Annotated in this window: 21 protein-coding genes, 2 tRNA genes and 1 riboswitch; of the genes, 18 read left to right on the top strand and 5 right to left on the bottom strand. The window is 62.7% G+C overall.

The window, feature by feature from the left end; genetic code table 11:
- Window positions 1-46 precede the first annotated feature (46 nt).
- From AB4Y81_RS01760 to AB4Y81_RS01750, 3 genes are all read left to right on the top strand, one after another.
- A complete protein-coding gene (locus AB4Y81_RS01760; RefSeq protein WP_039241778.1) occupies window positions 47-1,051 on the top strand; it encodes a hypothetical protein in 1,005 nt (334 codons plus the stop codon).
- A 98-nt stretch (window positions 1,052-1,149) separates the two neighbouring features.
- Window positions 1,150-1,632 carry a ribose-5-phosphate isomerase gene (locus tag AB4Y81_RS01755; RefSeq protein WP_026267179.1) on the top strand — a complete coding sequence of 161 codons (483 nt, stop codon included), beginning with the start codon at window positions 1,150-1,152 and terminating at the stop codon, window positions 1,630-1,632.
- A complete protein-coding gene (locus AB4Y81_RS01750) occupies window positions 1,632-2,519 on the top strand; it encodes an Fpg/Nei family DNA glycosylase (RefSeq protein WP_018777835.1) in 888 nt (295 codons plus the stop codon). The genes AB4Y81_RS01755 and AB4Y81_RS01750 overlap by 1 nt, the downstream gene beginning before the upstream one ends.
- A gap of 109 nt (window positions 2,520-2,628) precedes the next feature.
- On the opposite strand, the gene AB4Y81_RS01745 is transcribed toward AB4Y81_RS01750, so the two are convergent.
- A tRNA-Gly gene (locus AB4Y81_RS01745) sits at window positions 2,629-2,702 on the bottom strand.
- Window positions 2,703-2,830: 128 nt separating this feature from the next.
- On the opposite strand from AB4Y81_RS01745, the gene AB4Y81_RS01740 reads away from it, so the two are divergent.
- The 6 genes from AB4Y81_RS01740 to AB4Y81_RS01715 all read left to right on the top strand — a co-directional run bounded on the left by AB4Y81_RS01740 (window position 2,831) and on the right by AB4Y81_RS01715 (window position 8,088).
- Window positions 2,831-2,905: transfer RNA gene (locus AB4Y81_RS01740), tRNA-Pro, on the top strand.
- Between the two features lie 70 nt (window positions 2,906-2,975).
- Entirely contained in the window at window positions 2,976-4,358 is a 1,383-nt protein-coding gene (gene tig, locus AB4Y81_RS01735) for a trigger factor (protein WP_018777834.1), read from the top strand.
- 220 nt (window positions 4,359-4,578) lie between these two features.
- Entirely contained in the window at window positions 4,579-5,190 is a 612-nt protein-coding gene (locus AB4Y81_RS01730; protein WP_018777833.1) for an ATP-dependent Clp protease proteolytic subunit, read from the top strand.
- A gap of 40 nt (window positions 5,191-5,230) precedes the next feature.
- Window positions 5,231-5,890, top strand: coding sequence for an ATP-dependent Clp protease proteolytic subunit (locus AB4Y81_RS01725; protein ID WP_018777832.1), 660 nt, complete (start codon window positions 5,231-5,233; stop codon window positions 5,888-5,890).
- A 182-nt stretch (window positions 5,891-6,072) separates the two neighbouring features.
- On the top strand, window positions 6,073-7,362 hold the full coding sequence (clpX, locus tag AB4Y81_RS01720) for an ATP-dependent Clp protease ATP-binding subunit ClpX (RefSeq protein ID WP_018777831.1): 1,290 nt from the start codon (window positions 6,073-6,075) through the stop codon (window positions 7,360-7,362).
- A gap of 81 nt (window positions 7,363-7,443) precedes the next feature.
- Window positions 7,444-8,088 (top strand): mycothiol-dependent nitroreductase Rv2466c family protein, encoded by a 645-nt coding sequence (locus AB4Y81_RS01715; RefSeq protein WP_441994956.1) that lies wholly within the window; start codon window positions 7,444-7,446, stop codon window positions 8,086-8,088.
- Window positions 8,089-8,120: 32 nt separating this feature from the next.
- On the opposite strand, the gene AB4Y81_RS01710 is transcribed toward AB4Y81_RS01715, so the two are convergent.
- Both AB4Y81_RS01710 and valS read right to left on the bottom strand, forming a co-directional pair.
- On the bottom strand, window positions 8,121-8,996 hold the full coding sequence (locus AB4Y81_RS01710) for an Fpg/Nei family DNA glycosylase (protein ID WP_441994955.1): 876 nt from the start codon (window positions 8,994-8,996) through the stop codon (window positions 8,121-8,123).
- A gap of 342 nt (window positions 8,997-9,338) precedes the next feature.
- Window positions 9,339-11,960 carry a valine--tRNA ligase gene (valS, locus tag AB4Y81_RS01705; protein ID WP_039241774.1) on the bottom strand — a complete coding sequence of 874 codons (2,622 nt, stop codon included), beginning with the start codon at window positions 11,958-11,960 and terminating at the stop codon, window positions 9,339-9,341.
- Between the two features lie 72 nt (window positions 11,961-12,032).
- On the opposite strand from valS, the gene AB4Y81_RS01700 reads away from it, so the two are divergent.
- Window positions 12,033-12,812, top strand: a complete 780-nt coding sequence (locus AB4Y81_RS01700; protein WP_441994952.1) for an SDR family oxidoreductase — start codon at window positions 12,033-12,035, stop codon at window positions 12,810-12,812.
- Here the strand turns inward: AB4Y81_RS01700 and AB4Y81_RS01695 are convergent.
- Window positions 12,809-13,843, bottom strand: a complete 1,035-nt coding sequence (locus tag AB4Y81_RS01695) for an endonuclease/exonuclease/phosphatase family protein (protein WP_441994950.1) — start codon at window positions 13,841-13,843, stop codon at window positions 12,809-12,811. The genes AB4Y81_RS01700 and AB4Y81_RS01695 overlap by 4 nt on opposite strands.
- Window positions 13,844-14,173: 330 nt before the next feature.
- On the opposite strand from AB4Y81_RS01695, the gene ileS reads away from it, so the two are divergent.
- The 4 genes from ileS to ndk are packed head-to-tail and all read left to right on the top strand — an operon-like array spanning window position 14,174 to window position 19,753.
- The gene (ileS, locus tag AB4Y81_RS01690; protein WP_110505992.1) at window positions 14,174-17,458 is read left to right on the top strand and encodes an isoleucine--tRNA ligase; all 3,285 of its coding nucleotides are present in this window, start codon (window positions 14,174-14,176) and stop codon (window positions 17,456-17,458) included.
- 3 nt (window positions 17,459-17,461) lie between these two features.
- Window positions 17,462-18,823, top strand: a complete 1,362-nt coding sequence (locus tag AB4Y81_RS01685; protein WP_064722241.1) for a bifunctional folylpolyglutamate synthase/dihydrofolate synthase — start codon at window positions 17,462-17,464, stop codon at window positions 18,821-18,823.
- Between the two features lies 1 nt (window position 18,824).
- Complete coding sequence (locus AB4Y81_RS01680; protein WP_039241765.1) at window positions 18,825-19,277, top strand: DUF4233 domain-containing protein; 453 nt, start codon at window positions 18,825-18,827, stop codon at window positions 19,275-19,277.
- A 56-nt stretch (window positions 19,278-19,333) separates the two neighbouring features.
- A complete protein-coding gene (gene ndk / locus AB4Y81_RS01675; RefSeq protein ID WP_018777822.1) occupies window positions 19,334-19,753 on the top strand; it encodes a nucleoside-diphosphate kinase in 420 nt (139 codons plus the stop codon).
- Between the two features lie 77 nt (window positions 19,754-19,830).
- Here ndk and AB4Y81_RS01670 read toward each other — a convergent pair whose 3' ends face one another.
- Window positions 19,831-20,502 carry a vitamin K epoxide reductase family protein gene (locus AB4Y81_RS01670; RefSeq protein WP_018777821.1) on the bottom strand — a complete coding sequence of 224 codons (672 nt, stop codon included), beginning with the start codon at window positions 20,500-20,502 and terminating at the stop codon, window positions 19,831-19,833.
- Window positions 20,503-20,972: 470 nt separating this feature from the next.
- Here AB4Y81_RS01670 and AB4Y81_RS01665 point away from each other — a divergent pair, with 470 nt between their 5' ends.
- The 4 genes from AB4Y81_RS01665 to rpmA all read left to right on the top strand — a co-directional run bounded on the left by AB4Y81_RS01665 (window position 20,973) and on the right by rpmA (window position 26,835).
- Window positions 20,973-24,119 (top strand): Rne/Rng family ribonuclease, encoded by a 3,147-nt coding sequence (locus tag AB4Y81_RS01665; RefSeq protein ID WP_441994948.1) that lies wholly within the window; start codon window positions 20,973-20,975, stop codon window positions 24,117-24,119.
- A gap of 86 nt (window positions 24,120-24,205) precedes the next feature.
- A riboswitch (TPP riboswitch) is annotated at window positions 24,206-24,304 on the top strand.
- Window positions 24,295-25,830 (top strand): bifunctional hydroxymethylpyrimidine kinase/phosphomethylpyrimidine kinase, encoded by a 1,536-nt coding sequence (gene thiD / locus AB4Y81_RS01660; protein ID WP_441994946.1) that lies wholly within the window; start codon window positions 24,295-24,297, stop codon window positions 25,828-25,830. Its footprint overlaps the riboswitch before it by 10 nt.
- Before the next feature lie 370 nt (window positions 25,831-26,200).
- Entirely contained in the window at window positions 26,201-26,509 is a 309-nt protein-coding gene (rplU, locus tag AB4Y81_RS01655) for a 50S ribosomal protein L21 (RefSeq protein ID WP_018777818.1), read from the top strand.
- 62 nt (window positions 26,510-26,571) lie between these two features.
- Window positions 26,572-26,835 carry a 50S ribosomal protein L27 gene (rpmA, locus tag AB4Y81_RS01650; RefSeq protein ID WP_003803426.1) on the top strand — a complete coding sequence of 88 codons (264 nt, stop codon included), beginning with the start codon at window positions 26,572-26,574 and terminating at the stop codon, window positions 26,833-26,835.
- Window positions 26,836-26,969 lie beyond the last annotated feature (134 nt).

Here is a 26,969-nt window from a genome sequence, read left to right as displayed (position 1 = left end):
AAGGAGTGGACACCACAGTGTCGCTCCCACGGAGTAGCGTTGGAATATGGGATCGATCCGGGAAAACCTCGACGTCCGCGCTTTAAGGTTCGCGGTGGCCTTTCCTCTGCTGCTTGCCATCGGCTTCGTGGTGTGCGCCCAAATGCTCCGCAATGATCTCCCCAACCCCGTGGCGGTCATGTGGAGTGCCGACGGCGGCACGTCCTTCGCGCCGTTCGGCGCCTATGTGGCAGTCGGCGCGGCGCTCATCACTTTGTGCGGTTGGGCAGTGTTCCTGCAGGCTGTCCCGATTTCCCGGCCCGTGATCATGCGGCGCGTCATGATGGGTATCGGCCTGATGGTCAGCCTGTTCATCACCACGGTCCTGGCGGCCGGCCTGGTGGGCCAAAGCGGGGCTGCCGACGCCCGCGAGTCCCATGTCGACCCGATCGTGCTGGCTATGGGCAGCGGAGCCGCGTTGGCCCTTGGAGTCGTCATGATGTTCGCTTTCAAACCGGACCCCCGGTGGACGCGGGAAGATGACGTGGCCCTCCAGAAAGAGCTGCGCCTCCTGGCGGATCCGGAGCTGGCCCACGACAGCCTCAGGATGTGGGTCCACGCCCGCAGTTCGGTGTTCGTCATGATCATCGTTTCGGCAGTGTTCCCTGCTGCTTTGATTGCGGTCGCAGTGCCATGGCTCGGCGCCCTCGTGGCCGCGGCGGCGCTGGTTGGTGCCTGTTTCCTGTTTGCCAGGGTGCGGGCGGACAGGGGAGGCCTGCAGGTCTTCGCAGGAGGCATCGTACGGGTCCTGACCGTTCCCGCCGTCGAGATCGCTGCGGCTGCTGCCGCGGAGGTCAAAGCCGCCGACTACGGCGGCTGGGGCTGGCGGCACCATGACGACGCCACCGCCATGCTGGTGGGAAGCGGCCCGGCCGTGGTGGTAAAGAAACTTAACGGTGGCCGCGTCGCTTTAAGCGCAGGTACGCGTGCCTCAGCCGACAAACTTGCCGGAATTCTTAACAGGGCTGCCCGTCGGGCCCACGATGACGGGCAGGCCCAACAACCGCGGTAGCGGTAACCTAGGTAGCGCATCCCTCAACGCCGCGCCCCGGCATGTGCTGTGCCGCTGCCCAGTGCCGAACCGGCGCGCCAGATAAGAATGGACTTCCCGTGACTACACCCCGCGTCCACATCGCTACGGACCACGCTGGAATGGAACTGAGCGCCCACTTGGTCAACCACCTCACTGCGAAGGGCTACGAAGTAGTGGATCACGGGCCCAAGGAATACGACGCACTGGATGACTACCCGTCGTTCTGCATCAACGCCGCCCTTGCGGTCGTCGCTGACCAGGAGGCCGGGGTTCACGCGCTTGGCATTGTCCTGGGTGGTTCGGGAAATGGTGAGCAGATTGCCGCCAACAAAGTGAAGGGTGTCCGCGCAGCCTTGGCCTGGAACCTCTCCACCGCAAAACTGGCCCGGGAACACAACGACGCCAACGTCGTTGCCGTCGGTGGCCGCCAGCACACTGTGGAAGAAGCCACGGAGCTTATTGAAGCCTTCCTGCAGGAACCGTTCAGCAACGACGAGCGCCATGTCCGCCGCATCGGCAAGATCGCCGTGTACGAAACCACCGGCGAAATCGTCCAGTAGTGCCGGAAGGACATTCGGTCCATCGGCTGGCCCGCCAATTCCAGGATGTTTTTGGCGGGCAGCGCCTGGAAGTCTCCAGTCCCCAAGGACGTTTCGTGGCCGGCGCAAGCCTGTTGACGGGACACACCTTGGAGGAAGCAACGGCCCACGGGAAGCAGTTCTTCCTCCGCTTCGACCACGGCCTGTTCCTCCACGTGCACCTTGGCCTGTACGGAGCCTGGAGTTTTGGCGGAGACAGCACATTCACTGGTTCCTCAAGCATTGGAGCTCCGCGCCGCATCGGTGAGCGGGAGAGCGGTTCAGGCGCGGACGGTGGTGACTACGCCGGTCCGCCGGAGCCCGTGGGTGCCGTCCGCGTCAGGCTTGTCTCAAAACACGGCTGGGCTGATCTTCGTGGTGCCACCACATGCGCGGCGATCACTGCTGCCGAGGCGGAAGCCGTGCTGGACCGCCTGGGGCCCGACCCCCTCCAAAACCGGCCCGGGGACCGCGAGGAGTTCATCGCGCGCCTGCGCCGGCGCAAGACCGCTGTAGCACTGCTGCTGATGGACCAGTCCGTGTTGGCCGGGGTCGGGAACATCTACCGCGCCGAAGTGCTGTTCCGGCAGGCGGTGGACCCATGGACGCCCGGAACAGGTATTGACGTCGAGACCGCAGGCCGGCTGTGGGACGACACAGTGGCAACCATGTCCGACGGCGTCCGCGATGGCCGGATTGTTACGACACCCCCGTCACTCTGGACCGGCGGCGGCGTCTTGGCGCCCGACGCCGATGCCCACTTTGTCTATAAGCGCGAGGGAATGCCCTGCCGCGCTTGCGGGACGCTGGTGGGTGTGACGGAAATCGGTGCCCGCAAACTCTATTGGTGCCCCGGCTGCCAGGTCTAGGTTTCTGCCGGATCCGGACAGAAACAAAGCTGCACAGAAACGATCCGGAACAGAAACGACTCTCAGCAGAAAAAAGCGCCCCCGATCCGCGGATCGGGGGCGCTTTGCCTGGAGGGGACGACGGGAATCGAACCCGCGTAATCAGTTTGGAAGACTGAGGCTTTACCATTAAGCTACGTCCCCAGGAGGAATATCCTGCTTGAGGACAACTTCCCGGTGGCTGTTGAAGCCGGGTACAACTAAACCTAATTCCGGCGGCGGTGTCAAATGTGCATTCCCGGCCCGCTTGCCCGTAGACTGTCCTGTGCGTTCGGGGTGTAGCTCAGCTTGGCTAGAGCGCCTGCTTTGGGAGCAGGAAGTCGCAGGTTCAAATCCTGTCACCCCGACTCTGTGTTTTGTGTCCGATTCCGGGACACGACAGAACCCCATACCCACAAAATCAGGAGTACTTAGACTGTGAAGAGCGCTGTCGAGAACCTCACCGCAACGCGGGTCAAGCTCAACGTTGAGGTTCCCTTTGAGGAACTGAAGCCGAGCATCGATGCCGCGTACAAGACCGTTGCTTCGCAGATCCAGGTTCCCGGATTCCGCAAGGGCAAAGTTCCCTCCAAGCTCATCGACCAGCGTGTCGGCCGAGGCTACGTCCTGGAGACGGCCATCAACGATGGCCTCAACGGCTGGTACCAGGCTGCAGTCCAGGAAACCGGCGTCCGCCCGCTGAGCCGTCCTGAGGTTGAAATCACCGAGGTTCCGGATCCGTCCGCAACCGACGGCGAGCTCAAGTTCCAGGTGGAGATCGATGTTCGCCCCGAGATCGAACTGCCGGACTACGCCGGCATCAAGGTTGAGGTTGCTGCTGCTGAGTCCTCCGACGCCGACGTTGACAAGTCCCTCGACGAACTGCGCGGCCGCTTCGGCACGCTGAAGACCGTTGAGCGCCCTGCCAAGAACGATGACTTCCTCACCATCGACATCACCGCCACCATTGACGGCGAAGAGATCGATTCCGCTGCGGGCCTGTCCTACCAGGTAGGCGCCGGCACCATGCTCGAAGGCCTGGACGAAGCCGTTACCGGTCTGTCCGCCGACGAAGAAGCCATCTTCGACACCACGCTTGTTGGCGGCGACCACGCCGGCGAAGCTGCCCAGGTGAAGGTCGTTGTCAAGGCTGTCAAGGAGCGCGAGCTTCCCGAGGCCGACGACGACTTTGCCCAGCTCGCTTCCGAGTTCGACACCCTTGCAGAGCTCCGCGAGGATCTCGCCAAGCAGGCAGCCGACTCCAAGGTTGTGGAGCAGGGCGTCGAGGCCCGCGACAAGGTCCTGGATAAGCTCGTTGAGCTCGTTGAGGTTCCGGTTCCGGACTCTGTCGTCGAAGAGCAGATCGAGGCCCACTTCAACCCGGAGAACGCCCACGGCGAAGGTGACCACGACACCGAGGAGCACCGCGCCGAGGTCAAGGCCAACACCGAGCGCGCCTTCCAGAACGAAATCATCCTTGACGCCATTGCCGACAAGGAAGAAGTTGAAGTCAGCCAGAACGAGCTGATCGACTACATCGTCACCACGGCAAGCCAGTACGGCATGGACCCCAACCAGTTCGCCCAGATCATTGATCAGAGCGGCCAGGTTCCCATGATGGTTTCCGAGGTTCGCCGCCGCAAGGCCCTGGCCGTTGTACTGGGCCAGGCCGAGGTAGTCGACACCGAGGGCAACAAGGTTGACCTGACGGACTTCGTCCGCCCCGCCGGAGAAGCCGCAGCCGAAGAAGCTGCAGCTGTTGAAGCTTCGGAAGAAGCAGACGCTCCTGCCAGCGACGACCCCGCAGCAGTGAAGTTCTAATTCACGACGCAGGCCGACCCCGGATCAGTTGATCCGGGGTCGGTTTTCTTTAAGGCCGAACAGTGGCGCTGAAGGCAAACGTGCGCCGTCAGCGAACAGCGCGATTCCGGCGAACAAATCGCCCCGGAAAACGGTTAGTGTCCAAGTAGTGAAGTTCAGTGAGGTCACTGGCACCAGCGAGAGGTAAGTACTTATGTCACAGCAATCAGAGGCTCCCCGGATGGCAACTGTCGATCCCGCAGCCCAGGACAACTACATCTACAACCGCCTGCTGAAAGAGCGCATTATCTGGCTCGGCTCTGAAGTGCGTGACGAGAACGCCAACGCCATTTGCTCCCAGCTCCTCCTTCTCTCGGCCGAAGACCCGGAGAAGGACATCTACCTGTACATCAACTCGCCGGGTGGTTCCGTGACGGCCGGGATGGCCATCTACGACACCATGCAGTTCATTCCGAACGATGTTGTTACCGTGGCCACCGGCCTCGCAGCTTCAATGGGCCAGTTCCTCCTTTCCTCCGGAACCAAGGGCAAGCGTTACGCAACCCCCAACGCCCGCATCCTGATGCACCAGCCTTCCGGCGGCATCGGCGGAACGGCCTCGGACATCAAGATCCAGGCGGAACTGATCCTGCACATGAAGAAGGTCATGGCGGAGCTTACGGCCGAGCAGACCGGACAGACCGTGGAGACGATCCTCAAGGACAACGACCGCGACAAGTGGTTTACGGCCGCAGAGGCATTGGAATACGGCTTCTTCGACAAGATCTCGGCGCACGCCGGTTCTGTGGCCGGTGGCGGCGGTACGGCCAACCAGTCGAACTCCGAAAACTAATCCGGCACCAAAGAACCACTGAAACCCCAGGAGTAAGAACATGAACTACAACTTCGGATGGTCTGCCGGTAACCTCCCGTCCAGCCGCTACGTCCTGCCCCAGTTCGAAGAGCGCACGCCCTACGGCTTCAAGCGCCAGGATCCGTACACCAAGCTGTTCGAGGACCGCATCATCTTCCTCGGCGTGCAGGTTGACGACGCATCTGCCGACGACATCATGGCCCAGCTGCTGGTCCTTGAGTCGACGGATCCGGACCGCGATATCACCTTGTACATCAACTCGCCGGGCGGCTCCTTCACGGCCATGACGGCCATCTACGACACCATGCAGTACATCCGTCCGGAGATCCAGACGGTCTGCCTGGGCCAGGCAGCCAGCGCCGCCGCGGTCCTACTCGCGGCCGGAACTCCCGGCAAGCGTCTTGCATTGCCGAACGCCCGGGTCCTGATCCACCAGCCTGCCCTCTCCGGCGGCCAGGGCGGCCAGGCCTCGGACCTCGAGATCCAGGCTGCGGAGGTCATGCGCATGAGGACCTGGCTTGAAGACACGCTGGCCCACCACTCGGGCCGCACCTCCGAGCAGGTCAATAACGACATCGAGCGTGACAAGATCCTGACGGCGGCCGAAGCCATGAATTACGGCCTGATCGACCAGGTTCTTGACTCCAGGAAGATCAAGCCGCAGGCAATCGCCCGGTAGCACACGGAATACGACGCCGGTGCGGTTCGCGAAATATGGACCGCACCGGCGTTCTGTTTCCACGCAAGCAGCCCATTGTGACCTAGAGTGGATGGTGTCACGGTGGTGCCAACCGCGGCTTGGCCGCACACTTGAGTACGGCGCGGAGCCGCATCACCCGCATGCAACGAAGGGATTCCCACATGGCTCGGATTGGTGAGAGCACGGATCTGCTGAAGTGTTCTTTCTGCGGAAAGAGCCAGAAGCAGGTGCGGAAGCTGATTGCCGGGCCCGGTGTGTACATCTGCGACGAATGCATCGAGCTGTGCAACGAAATCATCGAAGAGGAACTGGCCGAGGTCTCCGATCTCGGAAGCTTCGAGTTGCCCAAGCCCCGCGAAATCTTTGATTTCCTGCAGGAATATGTCATCGGCCAGGAACCCGCCAAACGGTCGCTCGCGGTAGCGGTATACAACCACTACAAGCGCATCCAGGCCGGGCATGCACCCAAGACCGGCAGTTTGGGCGAAGGGCCCCATCACGAGGATGTGGAGATCGCCAAATCCAACATTTTGCTGATCGGCCCCACCGGCTGCGGTAAAACTTATTTGGCCCAAACCCTGGCCCGCCGGCTGAACGTCCCGTTCGCTGTCGCAGACGCCACGGCCTTGACCGAGGCAGGCTACGTCGGCGAGGACGTTGAAAACATCCTGCTCAAGCTCATCCAGGCCGCCGACTATGACGTCAAGAAGGCCGAGCAGGGCATTATTTACATCGACGAGATCGACAAGATCTCGCGAAAGAGCGAGAACCCTTCGATCACCCGGGATGTGTCCGGTGAGGGTGTGCAGCAGGCCCTCCTGAAAATCCTGGAAGGCACTGTGGCCTCTGTACCTCCCCAGGGTGGCCGAAAACACCCGCATCAGGAGTTCATCCAGATCGACACAACCAATGTTCTCTTCATTGTGGCGGGCGCCTTTGCCGGCCTGGAGGACATTATTGGCTCCCGGTCCGGCCGGAAGGGCATTGGCTTCGGTGCACCACTGAACGAAGCCAGGGACAATGTGGACACCTACGGGGAAGTCATGCCCGAGGACTTGCTGAAGTTTGGACTTATTCCGGAATTCATTGGCCGGTTGCCTGTCATCACCACCGTGTCCAGCCTTGATCGTCCGGCGCTGATCCAGATCCTTTCCACACCCAAAAACGCGCTCGTGAAGCAATACCAGAAGATGTTCCAGCTGGACGGCGTGGAGTTGCAGTTCGACCAGGACGCCCTGGACGCCATAGCGGACCAGGCGCTCGAACGGGGCACCGGCGCCCGTGGTTTGCGGGCCATCATGGAAGAAGTGCTTCTCCCGGTGATGTTCGATCTGCCCAGCCGGGACGACATCGCGACGGTGGTCATCACAGCCGATGCAGTATCCAAGAAAGCCCAGCCCACCATGATCGCCCATGACGTGGTGGCAAAGCGGCGGAATAAGTCTGCCTAAACTGCCGTTGGCAAAAAGGAGCGGCTTGGTTGCGAGCCGCCTTGAAAAAGCCACGTTTCCACTCTTCCGAGGAGTTCCCCTGTGTCCGAACAGCTTGTGTCTGAAGTGACCGCGTCCGACAACACCGTCAACAAGGCAGATTTCTGGTTCGACCCGGTCTGCCCGTTCGCGTGGATTACGTCGCGCTGGATCGGGGAAGTCGAACAGGTGCGCGGTATCGAGACCGAATGGCACGTAATGAGCCTTTCCGTCCTGAACGAAGGCCGCGATCTACCTGCCGACTACAGGGCCATGATGGACGACAGCTGGGGACCGGTCCGCGTGATCATTGCTGCGCAGGAGCTTCATGGCAGCAGCTACGTCAAGCCCCTCTACGACGCCATGGGGGAGCAGATCCACCATGAGGGCAATAAGGACCGCGCATCCGTGATCCAGAAAGCCCTGGCCGACACCGGGCTTCCCGCGGACCTGGCACGTTTTGCCACTTCCGATGAATACGATTCCAAGCTGCGGGCAAGCCACGAGTCCGGAATCTCGTTGGTAGGGCAGGACGTTGGAACCCCCGTGGTCGCTGTCAACGGCACTGCGTTCTTCGGCCCCGTACTCACCCGCATTCCGCGTGGCGAGGAAGCCGGGAAGATCTGGGATGCAACCGTGAGCCTGGCCGGCTACCCGCACTTCTTCGAGTTGAAGCGCAGCCGCACCGAAAGCCCTGAATTCAACTAACCGCTTGTTGCCCTCCAGAGGACACGGCCGGGCTACTTGAGGAATCGTGAGGTCCGGCGGTCGGCCAGGATCTTACCGTTGGTCTGGCAGTGGGGGCAGTATTGGAGGGAGGTGTCCGCGAAGGACACCTCCCTTACTGTTTCGCCGCACAGAGGACACGGCAGGCCCGTCCGGGCGTGTACGCGGAAGTTGCTGCGCTTGGTGTCCTTGAGTTCGCTGGATGGCTTACCGGCTGCCGCGTTGACGGCGCCGACCAGGACCTCCTGCAGTGACTGATACAGCCGCGCCACGGTCTCTTGGTCCAGCGACTTCGCTATGGCGAAAGGGGAGATCCTGGCGGCGTGGAGGATCTCGTCACTGTAGGCGTTGCCGATTCCGGCTATGACACTTTGGCTGCGCAACAGACCTTTGATCTGCTGTGGACTGGACTTCAGAATCGCGGCGAATGCAGCCTCATCGAAGTCCGGGCTCAGCGGCTCGGGACCGAGTGTTGCGATGCCTGGAACTTCTTGTGGGTCCCTGACCACATAGATGGCCAGGCTTTTCTTCGTCCCGGCTTCGGTGAGGTCCATTCCGATGTGGGCGTCGTCGCTGGCGCGGTGGAACAGCAACCTTGCCGAAATGTTGCTCTTGCCCATCCGCAACCCTGCCGAAGACGGGTGCTCCGTGTAGCGGACCCAGCCCGCCTTGGCCAGGTGGAACACGAAAAAGAGTCCGTCCAGGTCAGCGCAAACGAACTTTCCGATCCGTTGCACGCCCTGGACTGTCCTGCCTTCGAGGGCGGTGTAGGGCGGGTCGGCGGTCTTGAGTGCCGAGAAGGAGTTGATGCGGACCTCAGTCAGCGTGGCTCCGTGGAGTTGGGTGTCCAGGTACATGCACAGGCCGTGCACTTCGGGCAGTTCCGGCATGGACATTACTTTGCCACAGGTGGTTCCGGATCGGCAGGATAACTACAGGATTGTAGTTATCCCGGAGCCCTTGCGTGTTGTCTTTTGCGGTACAACAATGGTTCTTACCCACTTCGAAAGAAGAGGGACACGGAAACCAAAGATTCAGTGATATGCAACCAACGCAGCCTTTGGCACAGTTGGAAGCAAGCTACCAGTGACGAGGTAGGAAGACCTGAAATTCCAAGGATTCCGCCAGACTGTCAAGTCGTCACCAGACAGCCGAAAAGTCGAAGCCCCACCAACGGCAAAACGCTGATGGGGCTTCCCCTTTGCCCGGATACTGTCGGGCTCACCTTGGCCTTAAGAGGCTGGAGTCTCCTCGGCAGGTGCCAGGACAACGTCGCTGACTGTCAGTTCACCTTCGCCGGACTGGAGCGTGATTTCCTGCGCGTTAGCGGCCGCCTTCAAGTCGCCCAGACCCGCCTTCAGCTGCGAGACCAGAATCTCCGAAGCTGTAATGGATGCTGAGAGAACCTCGGTGCGCTGCTTGACCTTGGCCTCGGACTTTGCCTTGCGGATGCCGCTCAAAGCGATCCCGACCGTGCCCAGCATGGTGGTGTCGCCGTCGGTGATTTCCAGGGCGGCGGGCCATTCGGCGCGGTGGACCGAACCTGTCCGCCACCAGCCCCACACTTCTTCGGTGGCGAAGGGCAGGAAGGGGGCGAAGAGACGAAGCAGTGAGTCCAGGGCCGTTGCCAGCGCGGCCAGTACGGAAGCCTGCTCGGACTCGCCGGCTGCCCCGTAGGCGCGGTCCTTGATCAGTTCGACGTAGTCGTCCGTGAACTGCCAGAAGAACGATTCCGTGATCTGGAGCGCCCGGGCGTAGTCGTAGTTGTCGAACGCCTTGGTGGACTGCGCGACGACGTCGGACAGCTGCGCCAGCAGCGCACGGTCCAGGGGGTTCGTCAGCACCGCGAGGTCGGTGGTCACCACGGAGTTCTCGGTGGCCCCGAGGTTCAGCACGAACTTGGAGGCGTTCAGCAGCTTGATTGCCAGACGGCGACCAATCTTCATCTGGGCAATCTCGTATGCCGTGTCGGCGCCGAGCTTTGCCGAAGCGGCCCAGTAACGCACAGCATCCGAACCGTACTCGTTCAGCACGTCCGTGGGGACAACGACGTTGCCCTTGGACTTGGACATCTTCTTCCGGTCCGGATCCAGGATCCAGCCGGAGATCGCTGCGTGCTTCCACGGTGCGCTCTTCTGCAGGGCGTCAGCACGCACTGCCGAGGAGAACAGCCAGGTACGGATGATGTCGTGGCCCTGGGGGCGCAGGTCGAAGGGGTAGACCTTGGAGAACAGTTCCTCGTCACGGCTCCAGCCGCCCACGATCTGCGGTGTCAGCGATGACGTTGCCCAGGTGTCCAGGACGTCCGCATCGCCGGTAAAGCCGTTGGCCTGGTCGCGCTGCGACTCGTCGAAACCGGGTGCGGCGTCGGCTGCCGGATCCACGGGGAGCATCTCGTCCGAGGGCAGGATCGGGTGGTCGTAGTCCGGGTTGCCCTGCGCGTCCAGCGGGTACCAGACGGGGATGGGCACACCGAAGAAGCGCTGGCGCGATACGAGCCAGTCGCCGTTCAGGCCGGCGATCCAGTTTTCGTAGCGGGAGCGCATGAAGGACGGGTGGAAGTTGATTTCCTGGCCGCGTGCGATCAGGCGCTCACGGCGTTCCTCGTCGCGGCCACCGTTGCGGATGTACCACTGGCGGGAGGTGACAACTTCGAGTGGCTTGTCGCCCTTTTCGAAGAAGTTCACCGGGTGGGTGATCTTCTTCGGTTCGCCATCGAGCAGGTCTGCTGCCTTGAGCAGTTCCACTACGGCTTCCTTGGCGGAGAAGGCCGTCTTGCCCGCGATCGCGGCATACGCTTCCTTGCCGGCGTCGGTAGTGATCCATTCCGGGGTGTCGGCGATGATGCGGCCGTCGCGGCCCATGATGGCGCGTGTGGGCAGCTGGAGTTCGCGCCACCAGGTGACGTCGGTCAGGTCACCGAACGTACACACCATGGCGATGCCGGAACCCTTGTCCGCCTTGGCGAGCGGGTGGGCCTTGACCTCAAGTTCCACGTCGAAGAGCGGGGACTTCACGGTCTTGCCGAAGAGCGGCTGGTACCGCTCGTCGTCGGGGTTGGCCACCAACGCGGCGCAGGCAGCCAGCAGTTCCGGACGGGTGGTCTCGATGAAGATCTTTTCGCCGTCTTCGGTGAAGAACGGATAGCGGTAGTAGGCGCCGGCGACTTCGCGGTCCTCGAGCTCGGCCTGCGCCACAGCGGTACGGAAGGTCACGTCCCACAGGGTGGGTGCCTCGGCCATGTAGGCGTCGCCCGCAGCCAGGTTGGCCAGGAAGGCGCGCTGGGACACGGCACGGGAGGTGTCGTCAATGGTGCGGTAGGTCAGGTCCCAGTCCACGGACAGGCCGAGGGTCTGGAACAGGTTCTCGAAGACCTTCTCGTCCTCAACGGCGAGTTCCTCGCACAGTTCGATGAAGTTCTGGCGCGAAACGACGTCGAAATCGCGCTGGTTCTTGGCCGGCTGAGCCGGGGGAGTGTAGTCCGCCTTGTAAGGGATGGCGGGATCGCAGCGCACACCGTAGTAGTTCTGGACGCGGCGCTCGGTCGGCAGCCCGTTGTCATCCCAGCCCATGGGGTAGAAGACGTTCTTGCCCGTCATCCGCATGTAACGGGCCTGGACGTCGGTCTGGGTGAAGGAGAACATGTGGCCCACGTGGAGCGAGCCTGAAGCCGTCGGCGGGGGAGTGTCGATCGAGTAGACCTGCTCCCGGGTGGTGTCCGGATTGAACTTGTAGGTTCCCTCTTCAAGCCAGCGCTGCGTCAAGGCAGCCTCAAGGCCTTCAAGGGCCGGCTTGTCGGGAACGTTAATGGGGGCGGTGGCGGGCGTGTCTGTACCCTGCGTTGATTCAGCCATGGACCAATTGTTTCATGGCCTGGCGTTACAACCCGCCGCCCCGGAACCTTGCACCCCCGATAGGGTAGTGCCATGACTTTGGCAGCGCACACTATCCCCGCAGGACAGAACAAGACGGCCGTGGTAACCGGAGCCAGCACCGGCATCGGCGAGGCCACCGTGAGGGCCCTGGCCGCCACGGGATGGAAGGTCTTCGCCGTAGCGCGCAGGGCTGACCGGCTTGGTGCCCTGGGTGCCGAAACCGGCGCCGTGCCGTTCCCGGCAGACATCACCGACGACGACGACGTCGCCGCCTTGCTTGCGGCTGTCACGAAAGCCGGGGGTGCTGACACGCTCATCAATATCGCCGGCGGTGCGAGGGGCGCTGACACCATTGCGAATGCCGATACCGAAGACTGGGAGTGGATGTACCAGGTGAACGTCCTGGGCACCATGAAAATCACCCGCGCCTTCCTGCCGATGCTGCGCGAAAACGGCCAAGGGACGGTCCTCAATCTCACCTCGACGGCCGGGCTGTCCGCCTATGAAGGCGGCGGAGGGTACAACGCGGCGAAGTTCGCCCAGCACGCCATGACCAATGCGCTCCGCCTTGAAGAGGTGGGCAATAACGTCCGTGTCATCGAAGTGGCTCCCGGCCTGGTGTACACAGAGGAATTCGCACTGAACAGGCTTGGAGACAAAGAGGCGGCAGCCAAGGTCTACGCCGGCGTGGAGAAGCCCCTGACAGCCGACGACGTTGCGGACGTCGTCAAATACGCAGTCTCACTGCCGCACCACATCAACCTGGACCAAATCGTGGTTCGTCCGGTGGCCCAGGCAGCCAACCACAAACTGGTCCGCAAGCAGGACTAGCCCGCAGGGACCTCCAACGTGGCGAGCACAGCTGCGTGGTCCGAACCGGGAACTTTGCGAACCAGGTAGCCGCGGCTGCCGATCCGTGGTGATGTGACCACATGGTCCAACACCGTTCCCGGGAGCTGCGGCCCTTCCATGGGCCAGGTGGGGGATAACCGCCCCGCCGCTGCCGTTCCCACGTCCACCAGCTTCGCTCCGTCCCTTCCGGAATCCAGCATCGCCCGGAACTCCGGGTGGTCGTAGGAGGAATTGAAGTCGCCCATGAGCAGATGGTTTCCCGGAGTCGAGGCCTGACGGCCGATCTTCCCAAGATCGCTCCGCCATTGTTCGATCCTTTCGTCCACCGGGGGCAGCGCATGGACGTTAGTGAGGTTCAAAGCCGACCTGGCACCGGAGGCCTGGTCCGACACGAGGACCCTCGTGACGGCCATGCGGAACGGGGTATCCGGCAGGAGACCATCCGGTTCAAGCGGGAACACGGAGTAGACGGCGCCGCCCGACGCGTCGTCGCTGGGCTCGCTGACACGGTGTTGAAGGATCGCCTCCAAGCCTTCCCCGCGGAGGCGGTCCTCCAAACCCTGGGTATGTTCCTGCAACGCCAGGATCTGGATGCCGTTCTCACGGACCAACTGCACAATGGTCGACGCATCGGCCTCGCCATACTCGGTGTTCAGGCTCATGACCTTCACAGGAACTGTGACCGTTCCCGCGGGCAGTTCCATGGGCTTCCCGGCGTCCAGCGGGAAAAGCCAGAAGAGCTGGACCGCCAGCAGGGCCGTCGTCGTGATGATGACCCAAATCCGCCGCCCCACCACAGCGAAGAGCAGCGCCACGGCAGCCGGGATGACAAGCCATGGAGTGAACGACAACAGCTGGACCACCGGCAGGGGCCACTCGACAGGAATCGCGCGGAACAGTGAGATGCCTGCCGTTGGCACCGCGAAGAGAAGTGCGAATACGGTCCATGCAAGGGAAGGCCGACGATGTGCTTTGCTGGCAGCCGGGACGGCAGGAGCGGGGTTCGACATGGACCCGAGTCTATGCAGCCCTCCCGCCCGGGACCGTCCTCCCCAGGGATGACTCTGCGAGTGGAGCAGGAGCCCCGGCTGCCGCTAGACTGTATGGACCAGCATTGACCCGGCCATCACCGGTGAGCTTCCGGAAGAAAAGCACCGAATGCCCTCAACGGCAAACAGTGCCCAGTAGAACCGGGCGGGTAAGCCCGTCACAGCAGTAATGAGAGGCCGGAACATCACGTTCCGGTAAGTGAGGTGGTACCGCGGTACCTGCGCAGCCGACAGGCAGCACAGAAGCCGTCCTCGCATCCTGACAGTCAACCAGCTATCACAGGATATGAGATGACCCACTACCCCAAGGCCTCAGCGTCTTCGTCCGGCACGCATGGCGTGTCCGCTTCCGTGAAGTTCCCGGAAATCGAAGAGCGCATCCTCAAATACTGGGATGAAGACGGCACCTTCCAAGCCAGCATCGACCAACGGGATGCGGGCACGGACGGCAGCAACGAGTTCGTCTTCTACGACGGCCCTCCCTTCGCCAACGGACTGCCGCACTACGGCCACCTGCTGACCGGCTACGCCAAGGACCTCGTCGGCCGCTACCAGACCCAGCGCGGCAAGCGCGTGGAGCGCCGCTTCGGTTGGGACACGCACGGCCTGCCGGCTGAACTCGAAGCCATGAAGCAACTGGGCATGACCGACAAAACCCAGATCGAAGCCATGGGCATCGACAAGTTCAACGACGCCTGCCGTGCCTCCGTCATGAAGTACGCCAACGAGTGGAAGGCCTACGTCACCCGCCAGGCCCGCTGGGTGGACTTCGAGAACGACTACAAGACGCTCAACGTCGAGTACATGGAGTCGGTCCTCTGGGCCTTCAAGCAACTGCATGAAAAAGGCCTGACCTACAACGGCTACCGCGTGCTCCCGTACTGCTGGAAGGACGAGACGCCGCTGTCCAACCACGAACTCCGCATGGACGACGACGTCTACAAGAACCGCCAGGACCAGACCGTCACAGTCACCTTCCCCATCAAGGCCGGTGCCTCCGAACTCTCCAAGGAGCTCGAAGGCGTCCAGGCGCTCGCCTGGACCACCACACCCTGGACGCTGCCCACCAACCTGGCGCTCGCCGTAGGGCCGGAGATCTCCTACGCCGTCCTGCCAGCTGGACCCAACGGCGTGAAGGCCGCTTCCGCGGAAGCTCCGGTGACGGGCAGCTTCCTGCTGGCAGCAGACCTTCTGGGTTCGTACGCCAAGGACCTGGGATACGACGACGCCGCTGCCGCGACTGCCGCGGTGGTGTCCACCCACAGCGGTGCCGAGCTGGAAGGCCTCGAGTACCAGCCTCTGTGGAACGACTTTGCCGATGCTGAGAAGTATGGGACGCAGAACGCCTGGCGTTTCCTGGTGGCCGACTACGTGACCACCACCGACGGCACGGGCATTGTCCACCAAGCTCCTGCCTACGGTGAAGATGACCAGAAGGTCTGTGAAGAGGCCGGCATCCCGGTGGTCCTGTCCGTGGACGAGGGGGCCAAGTTCCTGCCGCTGTTCGCCCATGGCGAGCTGGCATCCATCGTCGGCCTGCAGGTCTTCGATGCCAACAAGCCCATCACGCAGGTTCTGCGCGCCGACGGCCGCCTTGTCCGCCAAGCCAGTTACGAACACAGCTACCCGCACTGCTGGCGCTGCCGTAACCCGCTGATCTACCGCGCGGTCTCCTCCTGGTACGTCGAGGTCACCAAGTTCAAGGACCGCATGTCCGAGCTGAACCAGGAGATCAACTGGATCCCGGGCAACGTCAAGGACGGCCAGTTCGGTAAGTGGCTGGACAACGCCCGCGACTGGTCCATCAGCCGCAACCGTTACTGGGGCTCACCCATCCCGGTGTGGCAGTCGGACGACCCCGAGTACCCGCGCACCGACGTTTACGGTTCGCTGGCCGACCTCGAAGCCGATTTCGGCCGCCTGCCTGTCAACAACGAAGGACAGGTGGACTTGCACAGGCCCTTCATCGATGAACTGACCCGTCCCAACCCGGACGATCCCACGGGCAAGTCCACCATGCGCCGCGTCGAAGACGTGTTGGATGTCTGGTTCGACTCCGGTTCCATGCCGTACGGGCAGGTGCACTATCCGTTCCAAAACCAGGAATGGTTCGACACCCACAACCCCGCCGACTTCATCGTGGAGTACATCGGCCAGACGCGTGGCTGGTTCTACATGCTCCACATCCTGTCCACGGCCTTGTTCGACCGCCCGGCATTCCGCAATGTCATCAGTCACGGCATCGTCCTGGGCTCCGACGGACAGAAGATGTCCAAGAGCCTGCGCAATTACCCGGACGTCTCCGAGGTCCTGGACCGCGACGGTTCTGACGCCATGCGCTGGTTCCTCATGTCCAGCCCCATCCTCCGTGGCGGGAACCTGATCGTCACCGAGCAGGGCATCCGCGACGGCGTCCGCCAGGTCATCCTGCCGTTGTGGAACGTGTACAGCTTCTTCACGCTGTACACCAATGCCGCCAACGGAGGGGAGGGATACGAGGCCAAGCTGCGCTATGACGGTTACGCCGACACCCTTGACCAGTACCTGATGGCGAACACAGGTGACCTGGTCCGCAAGGTCACCGCCAGCCTGGACAGCTACGACATCTCCGGTGCCTGCGACGAGCTGCGCAGCTACCTGGACATGCTCACCAACTGGTACGTCCGGCGCAGCCGCCAGCGCTTCTTTGACGAGAACGTCGACGCCTTCGATGCGTTGTACACCGCCCTCGAAGCCGTGTGCCGCGTGTCGGCATCGTTGCTGCCGCTGGTGACCGAAGAGATCTGGCGCGGCCTGACCGGTGGCCGTTCCGTGCACCTGGCCGACTGGCCTGAGGCTTCGCTGTTCCCGTCCAACCCCGGCCTGGTCGAGTCCATGGACCGCGTGCAGCAGATCTGCTCGACCGGTTCCAGCCTCCGCAAGGCAGCGAACCTGCGTGTCCGCCTGCCCTTGCAGGAGCTGACTGTCGTGGCACCCGGCGCGGACGCGCTGGAAGGATTTGCCGCCGTCGTCGCTGATGAACTGAACCTGCGGTCGGTGCGGCTGCTGGATGCCGCCACGGCTTCGCCCGAGGAGTTCGGCATCGAGCAGAAGCTCGTGGTCAACGCCCGGGCCGCCGGCCCGCGGCTCGGCAAGAATGTCCAGCAGGCCATCAAGGGTTCCAAATCGGGGGATTGGTCGGTCAACGACGGCGTCGTTGTGGCCGGTGGCTTGGAACTTGAGCCGCAGGAATACACGCTGGAAACCGTGGTTTCGGAATCGGCCGACGGCGGTTCAGCATCGGTTGCAGTGCTGCCGGGCGGCGGATTCGTGGTCCTGAACACCGAAGTGACTCCCGAGCTGGCCGCCGAAGGACTGGCCCGCGACATGGTCCGCGCCATCCAGCAGGCCCGCAAGGATGCCGGATTCAACGTCAGTGACCGCATCCGGACCACTGTGTCAGCTGCCCAGGATGTCGTGGACGCGCTGGAAGCCAACGCTGAATTGGTGAAGACCGAAACACTCACCCTGGAACTGGAGGTTCTTCCGGCCAGCGTCGATGAACCGCAGGTTACCGTTGCAAAGGCAGGGGCCTGAACCATGACTGACGAATTTTCCGTTGAGAGCGTCTACGCCGAACTCCTTGGCAGGGCGCCGGAAAACAAGATGGAACCGCGCCTTGCGCCGCTTTTCCGTGCCATGGACGTGCTGGGAGAGCCGAACAAGGCTTTCCCGATCATCCACATCACGGGCACCAACGGCAAGACTTCCACTGCCCGCATGATCGAAGCCGGTTTGCGCGCCCACGGACTCAGCACGGGCCGCTACACCAGCCCGCACCTGTCAAAGGTCACTGAGCGCATCAGTATTGATGGCGAGCCGGTACCGGACGCGACGTTCGTACGCATCTGGGATGAGATCCGCCCGTACCTGGAAATCGTTGACAACGAGCTCGTTGCGGAGAACCAGCCGCGCCTGACGTACTTCGAATGCCTGACCATTCTTGGCTTCGCGGTGTTCGCGGACCAGCCGGTGGATGTCGCAGTGATTGAAGTCGGCCTGGGAGGCATCACCGATGCCACCAACGTCGGAGACGGCCAGGTCTCGGTCATCACGCCGATCTCGCTGGACCACACGGACCTCCTGGGCGACACTACCGAGGACATTGCCTACGAGAAGGCCGGAATCATCAAAGCCGGCGGCTTCCTGGTAAGTGCGGCCCAGCCGGTGGACGCGGCCCAGGTCCTGCTGGAAAAGGCCCGTGAAGTGGACGTGCCTTTCCGCTTCGAGGGCGTCGAGTTCGGCGTCGAGTCCCGCAGTGTGGCCGTGGGTGGCCAGGTCCTGACCATCCAGGGACTCGCCGGGCGCTACGAGGATCTTCTGCTGCCGTTGCACGGTGCCCACCAGGCCGAGAACGCCGCTGTTGCCGTGGCCGCCCTTGAGGCATTCTTCGGCGGGGGAGAGAAGGAACTGGACGCCGAGGTGCTGAAGGAAGCATTCGGCACCGTGACATCTCCCGGCCGGTTGGAAGTCGTGAGGACCGCACCCACGGTAGTGGTTGACGCAGCCCACAACCCGGACGGCATTCGTGTCACGGCAGAAGCAATCCAGGAGGCATTCACCTTCAGCAAACTGGTGGTGGTGGTTGGGGTCCTGCGCGAGAAGGACGCGGAGGAAATCCTGAAGACCCTCAAGGAATCCCTCGGCGGACTCGCCGAGGAGTTCTGTTTCACGCAGTCCAACTCGGCGCGCGCCGTTCCGGCAGCGGAACTGGCTGAACTCGCCATCGATCTTGGCTTTGGCGAGGACAACGTGCATATCGCGGAGAAGCTCGACGACGCCATTGAGTGGGCTGTCGAGCGTGCCGAATCCAACGATGACCTGGCGGGCGGTGTCCTGGTGACGGGTTCCATCACGGTGGTGGCCGAGGCCCGGATCCTGCTGGGAAAGGCGAGTGCCTAGCATGGCGAAAATGACCAAAGCGCAGCGCGAATGGCGTCCCGGCATGCCGAAGAAGCGCCGGTCCACCAAAGTGATGTTTGCGTCCACGGTGCTGCTGCTCGAAGCCTTCGTGGCTTTCTTCGGCACCTTGGCTGTGTTCGGCCTGAAGCGCGGCGAAGTCGATCCGGGCATCATCCTGGGCGTTGGAATTGCCCTGAGCGTGGTGCTGGTCCTTGCCTGTGCCGTGCTGTCCAGGCCGTGGGGCATCGGACTGGGATGGGTGCTGCAGGTAGTGCTGATCCTGACGGGATTGGCCGAGCCCATGATGTTCATTGTCGGCATCCTCTTTGCCATCTGCTGGTGGTACGGGATCCGTGCCGGCATGAGGATCGACCGTGAGGTGGCCCAGCGCGACCGTGAACAGGCGGAATGGGACGCTGCCCACGGTGAAGAAGCCGGCCCGCAAACCCCGTAAACTGGCTGGGAAAACCACCGAACGTAAGTCACTGAACACATCACATTGGAGCAACTGTGAGCATTGAACGGACCCTCGTCCTGGTCAAGCCCGACGGCGTCGCCCGCAACCTGGGCGGGAGCATCCTCGCCCGCATCGAGGCCAAGGGCTACACCCTGGCCGAACTGAAGAAGGTCAACGCCACCCGTGAGCTGCTGGAGCAGCACTACGAGGAACACGTGGGCAAGCCCTTCTACGAGCCGCTGGTTGAGTTCATGTTGAGCGGACCGGTCATCGCTGCCGTCTTCGAGGGCCACCGCGTCATCGAAGGCTTCCGCTCACTGGCCGGAACGACGGATCCGACGACGGCGGCTCCGGGCACCATCCGTGGCGACTTCGGCCGCGACTGGGGCCTGGCGGTCCAGCAGAACCTCGTCCACGGTTCCGACTCCGTTGAATCGGCCGAGCGAGAGATCAAGATCTGGTTCGCCGGCTAACCACGCCGCACCGACCTGACAGTTAAGGCCAATGTTCGAGTCGAACATTGGCCTTAACTGTCACACCGCGGAGGGGTTTAGTAGCCGGACGTCCCAGCGAAAACGTGGATGAAGGCGAAGAAGATCGTGGCGATGACCGCGACATACAGCAGGGCCACAATGATCCACCCGGAATCGCCCAGCAACTTGGTCAAGCCCGGCGGTGCCTTGATGACGCCGTGGGAGATGTTCCGGATGGTCACCCAGACAAAGAGGGGGATCATGACGGCCCACACCACCATGCAGAACGGGCACAGTACATTGATGACGTACAGAGCCTGGGACCACAGCCAGACAACGAACACGAAACCGAGGGTCACGCCCGCCTGCAGTCCAAGCCAGTAGCCGCGCGAGAACCTGGCGCCGGCGAGAAGGCCCATGGCCGTGGTGATGATGACGGCAAAGGCCACAATGCCGATGAACATGTTGGGGAATCCGAACACGGAGCTCTGTGGTGTTTGCATCACGGCGCCGCAGGAAATCCACGGGTTCACATCGCAGACCGTTACATGGTTGGGGTCCTTGAGGACTTCCAGTTTCTCCAGGACCAACGCCCCGGACGCCAGCCAACCGATGACGCCGGTGACCAGGAGGAGCCAGGCGAAGGGCTTGTCGCGGACAGTCCTCGGCAACTTCTCCTGTTGTGCGGACGACTCTCCCGCAGTGGTGGAGGTATTGATGGCCAGGTTTTCCCTGGCGGTGCTCGGCATCGCGGATCGGATCCTTTTCGACGTTGTGCCCCGGCGGGCCGGGAAGGGTTCTTGGGAGGATTCTAACGCCGCTGGCTGTGGGCTGCGCCCAGCTTGTGCCGATCCGGACGACACAGCGTCCTAACGGGCGATGTCGCGCGGGTGTGAGAGAATGAACATGGCTGGAAGCCGACCCACATTCGGATTCCGGTCCGGTGACTTGTTCCCAAGACCGCCAGTATGAGCTGGGCATGCCCGGATCACGTCGATCCTCGGTAGGCCCGCCATAACAATGGACGGCACCTGGTTGTGGCAGCAGAACAACGGGTTTCAGAACTAAGCCGCCGGCCTTCCAGGGCTGCCGCACCCCAATGATGGTGCGAACCGGAAGGCATACTACCGACTTCTGTCAACGCCTGCGGGTTTTGACAATATTTGCCCCTCTGGGCGCCGGATGTGGCGGTGTCGCTGGGGCAGGAGTGTTGCCACATATGGATAATGACCAGGTTGTAGCCGTTAATGATGAGGCAGCTCCCGCGGAAACTGCGGAAGCGCCCAAGAAAACCACCCGGACCCGGCGCAAGGCTGCGCCCAAGGCAGTTGCTGAGGTAGAGGCAACTGAGGCCCCTGTCACTGGGACGCCCGCAGTTGCGGAAACTCCCGAGGCTGACGCCAAGCCCGTACGCCGCACCCGGTCCCGCAAGAAGGTTGAGCCAACCGAGCCCTTGCCCGGCCTCGGCGATGAAACCGCCGCAGGCCAGGAGCCTGCTGCCGAAACCCAGCCCGAAGCCGTCCTTGAAGCTGCCGCCGAAAAGCCGGTCCGCCGTCGTCGTGCTGCCAAGCCCAAGGTGGAGGCAGAAGAGACGCCCGCAGCTGCTGAAGTTGTTGAAGAAACCACGACGCCGGAGGCCGGCACCCAGCCGGAAGAACCTGCTGCTGAGGAAGAGGCTCCGGCCGAGGAAGCTGCTCCTGCCGCTGCCACCTCGCTGTTCATGGAGCCGGTTTCCATCACGTCGATGATCTTCCAGGCCCCTGACCTCACCACTGTCCCGCGCGTTGCGGCCGTGGAAGAGACGGACGACGAGCCGGAAGACGACGCTGAAGCAGCCGCAGACGGTGAGCTGGACGAGGGTGGCAGTCGTCGCCGTCGCCGGAGCCGCGGCCGCCGCGGGCGCCGTGGCACTGAACGCGACGAGAACGACACCGAAGACAGCAATGACTCCGGCGACGAAGAAACTCCCGCAGCTGAAGCCCTCGAAGAAGGCGTCACGTCGCGTCGCCGTCGTCGTCGGCGTCGTGGAGACCAGGACCTTGAACTGACGGGCGGCTCGGATGACGACCCGCCCAACACGGTAACCCGCGTTCGCGCCCCCCGGCCCATCACGGAAACGGCTCCTTCCAACCGGGTCGCAAGCGTCAAGGGCTCCACCCGGCTCGAGGCCAAGAAGCAGCGTCGCCGCGAGTCCCGCGAGACCGGACGTCGCCGCCAGGTGATTACCGAAGCCGAGTTCCTGGCACGCCGCGAATCCGTGGACCGGCAAATGATCGTCCGCCAGCGCGACGACAGAATCCAGATCGCAGTCCTTGAAGATGGCGTCCTGGCCGAGCACTTCGTGTCCAAGACGCAGCAGGACTCCCTGATCGGCAACGTCTATCTCGGCAAGGTCCAGAACGTCCTGCCATCCATGGAAGCTGCATTCGTTGATATCGGACGCGGCCGCAACGCGGTGCTGTACGCCGGTGAAGTCAACTGGGATGCAGTGAACCTGGAGGGCCAGCCGCGCCGGATCGAGAATGCGCTGAAGTCCGGCGACTCCGTCCTGGTCCAGGTGACCAAGGATCCGGTGGGTCACAAGGGTGCCCGCCTCACAAGCCAGATCTCACTTCCGGGCCGCTACCTTGTGTACGTGCCGGGTGGATCCATGACCGGCATCTCCCGCAAGCTGCCCGACGTCGAACGCAACCGCCTCAAGCGGATCCTGAAGGACCGCCTGCCGGAAAACGCCGGAGTCATCGTCCGTACGGCCGCTGAAGGTGCCTCGGAAGAAGAACTGACCCACGACATCAACCGTTTGCGCGCGCAGTGGGAAGGTATCGAAGGGCAAGCTTCCTCCACCAAGGTGCTGGCACCGGAACTGCTTTACGGCGAACCGGACCTCACCATCAAGGTTGTCCGTGACGTCTTCAACGAGGACTTCTCCAAGCTGATCGTCTCCGGTGACGACGCCTGGGACACCATCGAGGCCTATGTAACCTATGTTGCCCCCGACCTCGTGGGCCGCCTTGAAAAATGGACCAAGGATCAAGACATCTTCGCTGCCTGGCGCATCGATGAGCAGATCCACAAGGCCCTGGAGCGCAAGGTCTTCCTGCCATCCGGTGGCTCGCTGGTCATTGACCGCACCGAGGCCATGACGGTGGTGGACGTCAACACCGGGAAGTTCACCGGCAGTGGTGGAAACCTGGAAGAGACAGTTACCAAGAACAACCTTGAAGCTGCCGAGGAAGTCGTTCGCCAGCTTCGCCTGCGTGACATCGGCGGCATCATCGTCATCGACTTCATCGACATGGTCCTGGAATCCAACCGCGACCTCGTTCTCCGCCGCATGGTGGAGTGCCTGGGCCGTGACCGTACCAAGCACCAGGTTGCTGAAGTAACGTCACTGGGCCTTGTCCAGATGACCCGCAAGCGCATGGGCACCGGTCTCCTTGAAGTCTTCGGTGAGCAGTGCGAGCACTGCGCAGGCCGCGGTGTCGTGACGCATGACGAGCCCGTGGAGCACCGCCGCGCCAACACCGTGGCAGCCGAGCAGCACCGTCCGCACACCGAGGCACAGCAGTCCACAGCCCGCACCGAGCGCAAGCGTCGCCGCGGCAAGGGCGGCGCCCAGGGAACGGTCGAAGCGCCGGCCCAGGTCCATTCGACGCCGTCCGCCCCTGTTGCGGCACCTGCAGCACACCCGGAAGCCCAGGACCCTGCCCGTCAGGCAAAGGCCGAAGCAACCCGGGCTGCACTGGCGACGATTGCAGCGGCCGCGCATGCCGCCCACCTTCACGATGACGAGCTCCACAAGGCAGAGGAGCAAACCCGGGCGGCCGGGGAGCATGGTCCCGACGCCGGTTCAGTCTCCGCTGCCCCGACGGCCCAGGAAGCCGCGGCACACGACGCCGCTGTCCGCGAAGGCCGGGCCACTCCAGTGCTGCGTTTTGGCGGCGAAGAGGTTGCCTTGCCTTTCGTTGAACACCACGATGAGCCGCAGGCAGCCCAGCCGGCCATGAGCCTGGACCGTCTGGCCGAAGCTTTCTCGCACCTTGGCGCGGCACCGTCGCCTGAGGACCAGAAAGCCAAGGAAGCTGTCGAAGCCCCGAAGGCTGCGGACACCCCGACGACTGAAGCTCCGGCTCCGGCCGCAGACGAAGCCCCCTCAGCATCGCGGGGTCGTCGTAGCCGCCGGAACCGCAGTGCAAGCAGGGCCCAAGGCGCGGCCAACGAGACCAGTGTTGAGCACCACGACGTGACCGCTACGGCCGCGAAGGGATCGGCGCACGAGTCCAAGGCGCCTGCGGAGCCGGTCAGGAAAGCGGCCCCGGACGAACCCATCATCCTGGGCGTCGGCGTACCGGCCTCCGAACTCTAACCGTTTGTGACCGCACCAAGGCCCCGCAGTTCCGCTACCAGCGGCAATTGCGGGGCCTTTTGCTGTCTGCCGGTGCGCTAGGCTGGGGGACTGACACGGGGTGCCAGGCGATGGGCCAGGCTGAGATCCAAACCCGTTGAACCTGTCCGGTTAGCACCGGCGAAGGGATGTCCTCATGGCCGCATTGTCATCTTCCGCTGTTTATCCGCTGGCGGAGGACCGCAGACGAACCCCCCGGGTACTGAGCATCGCGGGCTCCGACCCGTCCGGAGGAGCCGGAATCCAGGCTGATTTGAAGAGCATCGCCGCCCACGGTGGATATGGCATGGCGGCCATTACGGCTTTGACGGCCCAGAACACCCTGGGTGTCAGCGGTGTGCACGGACCACCCGTGGAGTTCCTGCGCCAGCAACTGGACGCCGTCAGTACCGATATCGTCATCGACGCCGTGAAGATCGGGATGCTCGGCGACGCGGCTGTTATTGACGAGGTGCGCAGTTGGCTCGAATCGGTGCGCCCCGCCGTCGTGGTTCTTGATCCCGTGATGGTGGCCACCAGCGGTGACCGCCTGCTAGACGAATCCGCAGGGGAGGCCCTTCGTTCCCTGCTTCCATTGGCGGACCTGATCACGCCGAACCTGCCCGAGCTTGCCATATTGCTGGGGGAAACCGAGGCTGCTGATTGGGCATCGGCATTGGAGCAGGGCAAGCGACTGGCAGCTGAGTGCGGAAACACGGTCTTGGTCAAGGGCGGTCATCTGGCCGGCTCGGAATGCCCCGATGCCTTGATCAACACCAGCGGGCTGTTGCGGCAGGACGTCATCGAAGTGGCAGGTCCAAGGATTGAGACCCGGAACAGCCATGGCACTGGATGCTCGTTGTCGTCCGCCTTGGCTACCGTCCAGGCGCGCACGGGCGACTGGGAGGCCTCACTGCGCGAAGCGAAACCGTGGCTGCTCCAGGCCCTGAGGAGCGCAGGGGAGCTGGAAGTGGGCCAGGGCAACGGGCCTGTGGACCACTTCCACCACCACCGCGTCCTCCAGCCTGGCGGATTTGCCGCCACTTTGTGGAAGGAAGCCATCCCGGAGCTTGAAAAAATCCACGGCCTCAACTTCATCCAGGAACTGCAGTCGGGGCATTTGCCGGAGCCGGCATTCAGCTACTACCTTGCGCAGGACGCCATCTATCTCAATGGCTATTCCAGGGTCCTTGCCCGTGCAGGCGCGTTGGCGCCCACCGAGGAAGAACAGCTGTTCTGGGCCAAGAGCTCACGGCAGTGCCTGGAAGTTGAATCGGAACTGCACAGGAACTGGTTGAGCTCCCGTAAGGCTTCGGGCGTCACCGGACCGGTCACCAAAGCCTATGTGGACCATCTGCTGGCAACGTCGGCATCCGGCAGCTATGCGGTGGTCCTCGCGGCGATCCTGCCCTGCTACTGGTTGTATGCGGAAGTGGGTCAAAAGCTCCACGCCGCGTTCGTCGATGCCGGGGCCTCCGGCGGGCATCCCTATGCGGACTGGCTGCGGACGTACGCCGACGAGGACTTTGCCTCCGCCACAAGGATGGCGATCAACTTCACAGACGCGGCGGCCGTTGCCGCTTCCGGGCGTGAACGTGCGGAGATGCTTGAGGCTTTCAGGCAGTCCTGCCGCTACGAGACGGCGTTCTTTGATGCTCCGCGGCTCTACGCCCAGGGTGGCCCGGCCTGTTGAATCGGGACTGAACCGGGATGAAAAGCATGGCTTGTCCCGCGCGTCGCGGGCGTGATCACGTTAATCGCCGCCAAACCCTGTAGGCTGTATGGGCACGGTGCCGGGAGAGTCCGTTACACCTCGTGATGCAAGTCACGGGGTAGCCTCCGGTCCCGGCCTCATTTGCAGCTGAGGGTCAAACTAGCGTAATCTTGATCTTCGGTGCTTACGCCAACACTTGGGTTATGCCCCTTGGAATTGTTCATGGGATGACTCGCGGACTTCGAACAGAAGTCCACGGCGTTGAGGCACAGCGCGAACCAAGCCTGATTCCGGTGACAGGTTCCGCACGCAAATTTAGTTATAAACGTCGAGAGAAGTGAGTACCCAAGTGGTGTACGCGATTGTCCGCGCAGGCGGCCGCCAAGAAAAAGTTTCCGTTGGAGACTACGTAACGCTTAACCGCGTCCCCGGTGGAGCCGGTAGCACGCTTGAGCTGCCCGCCTTGCTCCTGGTTGACGGCGACAAGGTCACCTCCGCAGCAGCGGAACTGGCCAACGTCAAGGTTACGGCTGAGATCCTCGAAGACCTCCGTGGTCCGAAGATCGTCATCCAGAAGTTCAAGAACAAGACCGGCTACCGGAAGCGTCAGGGTCACCGTCAGGAACTGACCAAGATCAAGATCACCAGCATCGCGTAACTTTCGTTACCCGCTGTTCAGGTTTTTCAGTTTCCCCAGAAATTTAGAGGCAGGCATTTCACATGGCACACAAAAAAGGCGCGAGTTCCACTCGCAACGGTCGTGACTCCAACGCACAGTACCTGGGCGTCAAGCGCTTCGGTGGTCAGGTAGTCTCCGCCGGCGAAATCATCGTTCGCCAGCGCGGCACCCACTTCCACCCGGGTGCAGGCGTCGGTCGCGGTGGCGACGACACACTGTTCGCCCTGCAGGCCGGTGCGGTTGAGTTTGGTACTCGCCGCGGCCGTCGCGTAGTGAACATCGTTGCTGCTGCAGCTGCAGAGTAACAACAAGTTCTGAACCGGTGGAGCGGGCCAAGCGGCCCGCTCCACCGTTCTTTTAACCGCATTACAATCGACTAGGGCGCCCTCAGGCGCGCTGGTTTTTGCAACAGCGCTGGCAACAGCAATAGAGGAGATCC

Source organism: Paenarthrobacter sp. TAF1, assembly GCF_052113825.1.
GTDB lineage: Bacteria > Actinomycetota > Actinomycetes > Actinomycetales > Micrococcaceae > Arthrobacter > Arthrobacter nicotinovorans.
Note: the sequence above shows the minus strand (reverse complement) of the source record. Positions and strands in the feature narration are given on the sequence as shown.

Excerpts from the sequence above, each read along its gene's own strand:
- AB4Y81_RS01760 (WP_039241778.1), top strand. The coding sequence starts at position 47 with ATGGGATCGATCCGGGAAAACCTCGACGTCCGCGCTTTAAGGTTCGCG.
- AB4Y81_RS01730 (WP_018777833.1), top strand. The coding sequence starts at position 4,579 with ATGGCAACTGTCGATCCCGCAGCCCAGGACAACTACATCTACAACCGC.
- AB4Y81_RS01725 (WP_018777832.1), top strand. The coding sequence starts at position 5,231 with ATGAACTACAACTTCGGATGGTCTGCCGGTAACCTCCCGTCCAGCCGC.
- clpX (WP_018777831.1), top strand. The coding sequence starts at position 6,073 with ATGGCTCGGATTGGTGAGAGCACGGATCTGCTGAAGTGTTCTTTCTGC.
- AB4Y81_RS01710 (WP_441994955.1), bottom strand. The coding sequence starts at position 8,996 with ATGCCGGAACTGCCCGAAGTGCACGGCCTGTGCATGTACCTGGACACC.
- valS (WP_039241774.1), bottom strand. The coding sequence starts at position 11,960 with ATGGCTGAATCAACGCAGGGTACAGACACGCCCGCCACCGCCCCCATT.
- AB4Y81_RS01700 (WP_441994952.1), top strand. The coding sequence starts at position 12,033 with ATGACTTTGGCAGCGCACACTATCCCCGCAGGACAGAACAAGACGGCC.
- AB4Y81_RS01695 (WP_441994950.1), bottom strand. The coding sequence starts at position 13,843 with ATGTCGAACCCCGCTCCTGCCGTCCCGGCTGCCAGCAAAGCACATCGT.
- ileS (WP_110505992.1), top strand. The coding sequence starts at position 14,174 with ATGACCCACTACCCCAAGGCCTCAGCGTCTTCGTCCGGCACGCATGGC.
- AB4Y81_RS01685 (WP_064722241.1), top strand. The coding sequence starts at position 17,462 with ATGACTGACGAATTTTCCGTTGAGAGCGTCTACGCCGAACTCCTTGGC.
- AB4Y81_RS01680 (WP_039241765.1), top strand. The coding sequence starts at position 18,825 with ATGGCGAAAATGACCAAAGCGCAGCGCGAATGGCGTCCCGGCATGCCG.
- AB4Y81_RS01670 (WP_018777821.1), bottom strand. The coding sequence starts at position 20,502 with ATGCCGAGCACCGCCAGGGAAAACCTGGCCATCAATACCTCCACCACT.
- AB4Y81_RS01665 (WP_441994948.1), top strand. The coding sequence starts at position 20,973 with ATGGATAATGACCAGGTTGTAGCCGTTAATGATGAGGCAGCTCCCGCG.
- thiD (WP_441994946.1), top strand. The coding sequence starts at position 24,295 with ATGGCCGCATTGTCATCTTCCGCTGTTTATCCGCTGGCGGAGGACCGC.
- rpmA (WP_003803426.1), top strand. The coding sequence starts at position 26,572 with ATGGCACACAAAAAAGGCGCGAGTTCCACTCGCAACGGTCGTGACTCC.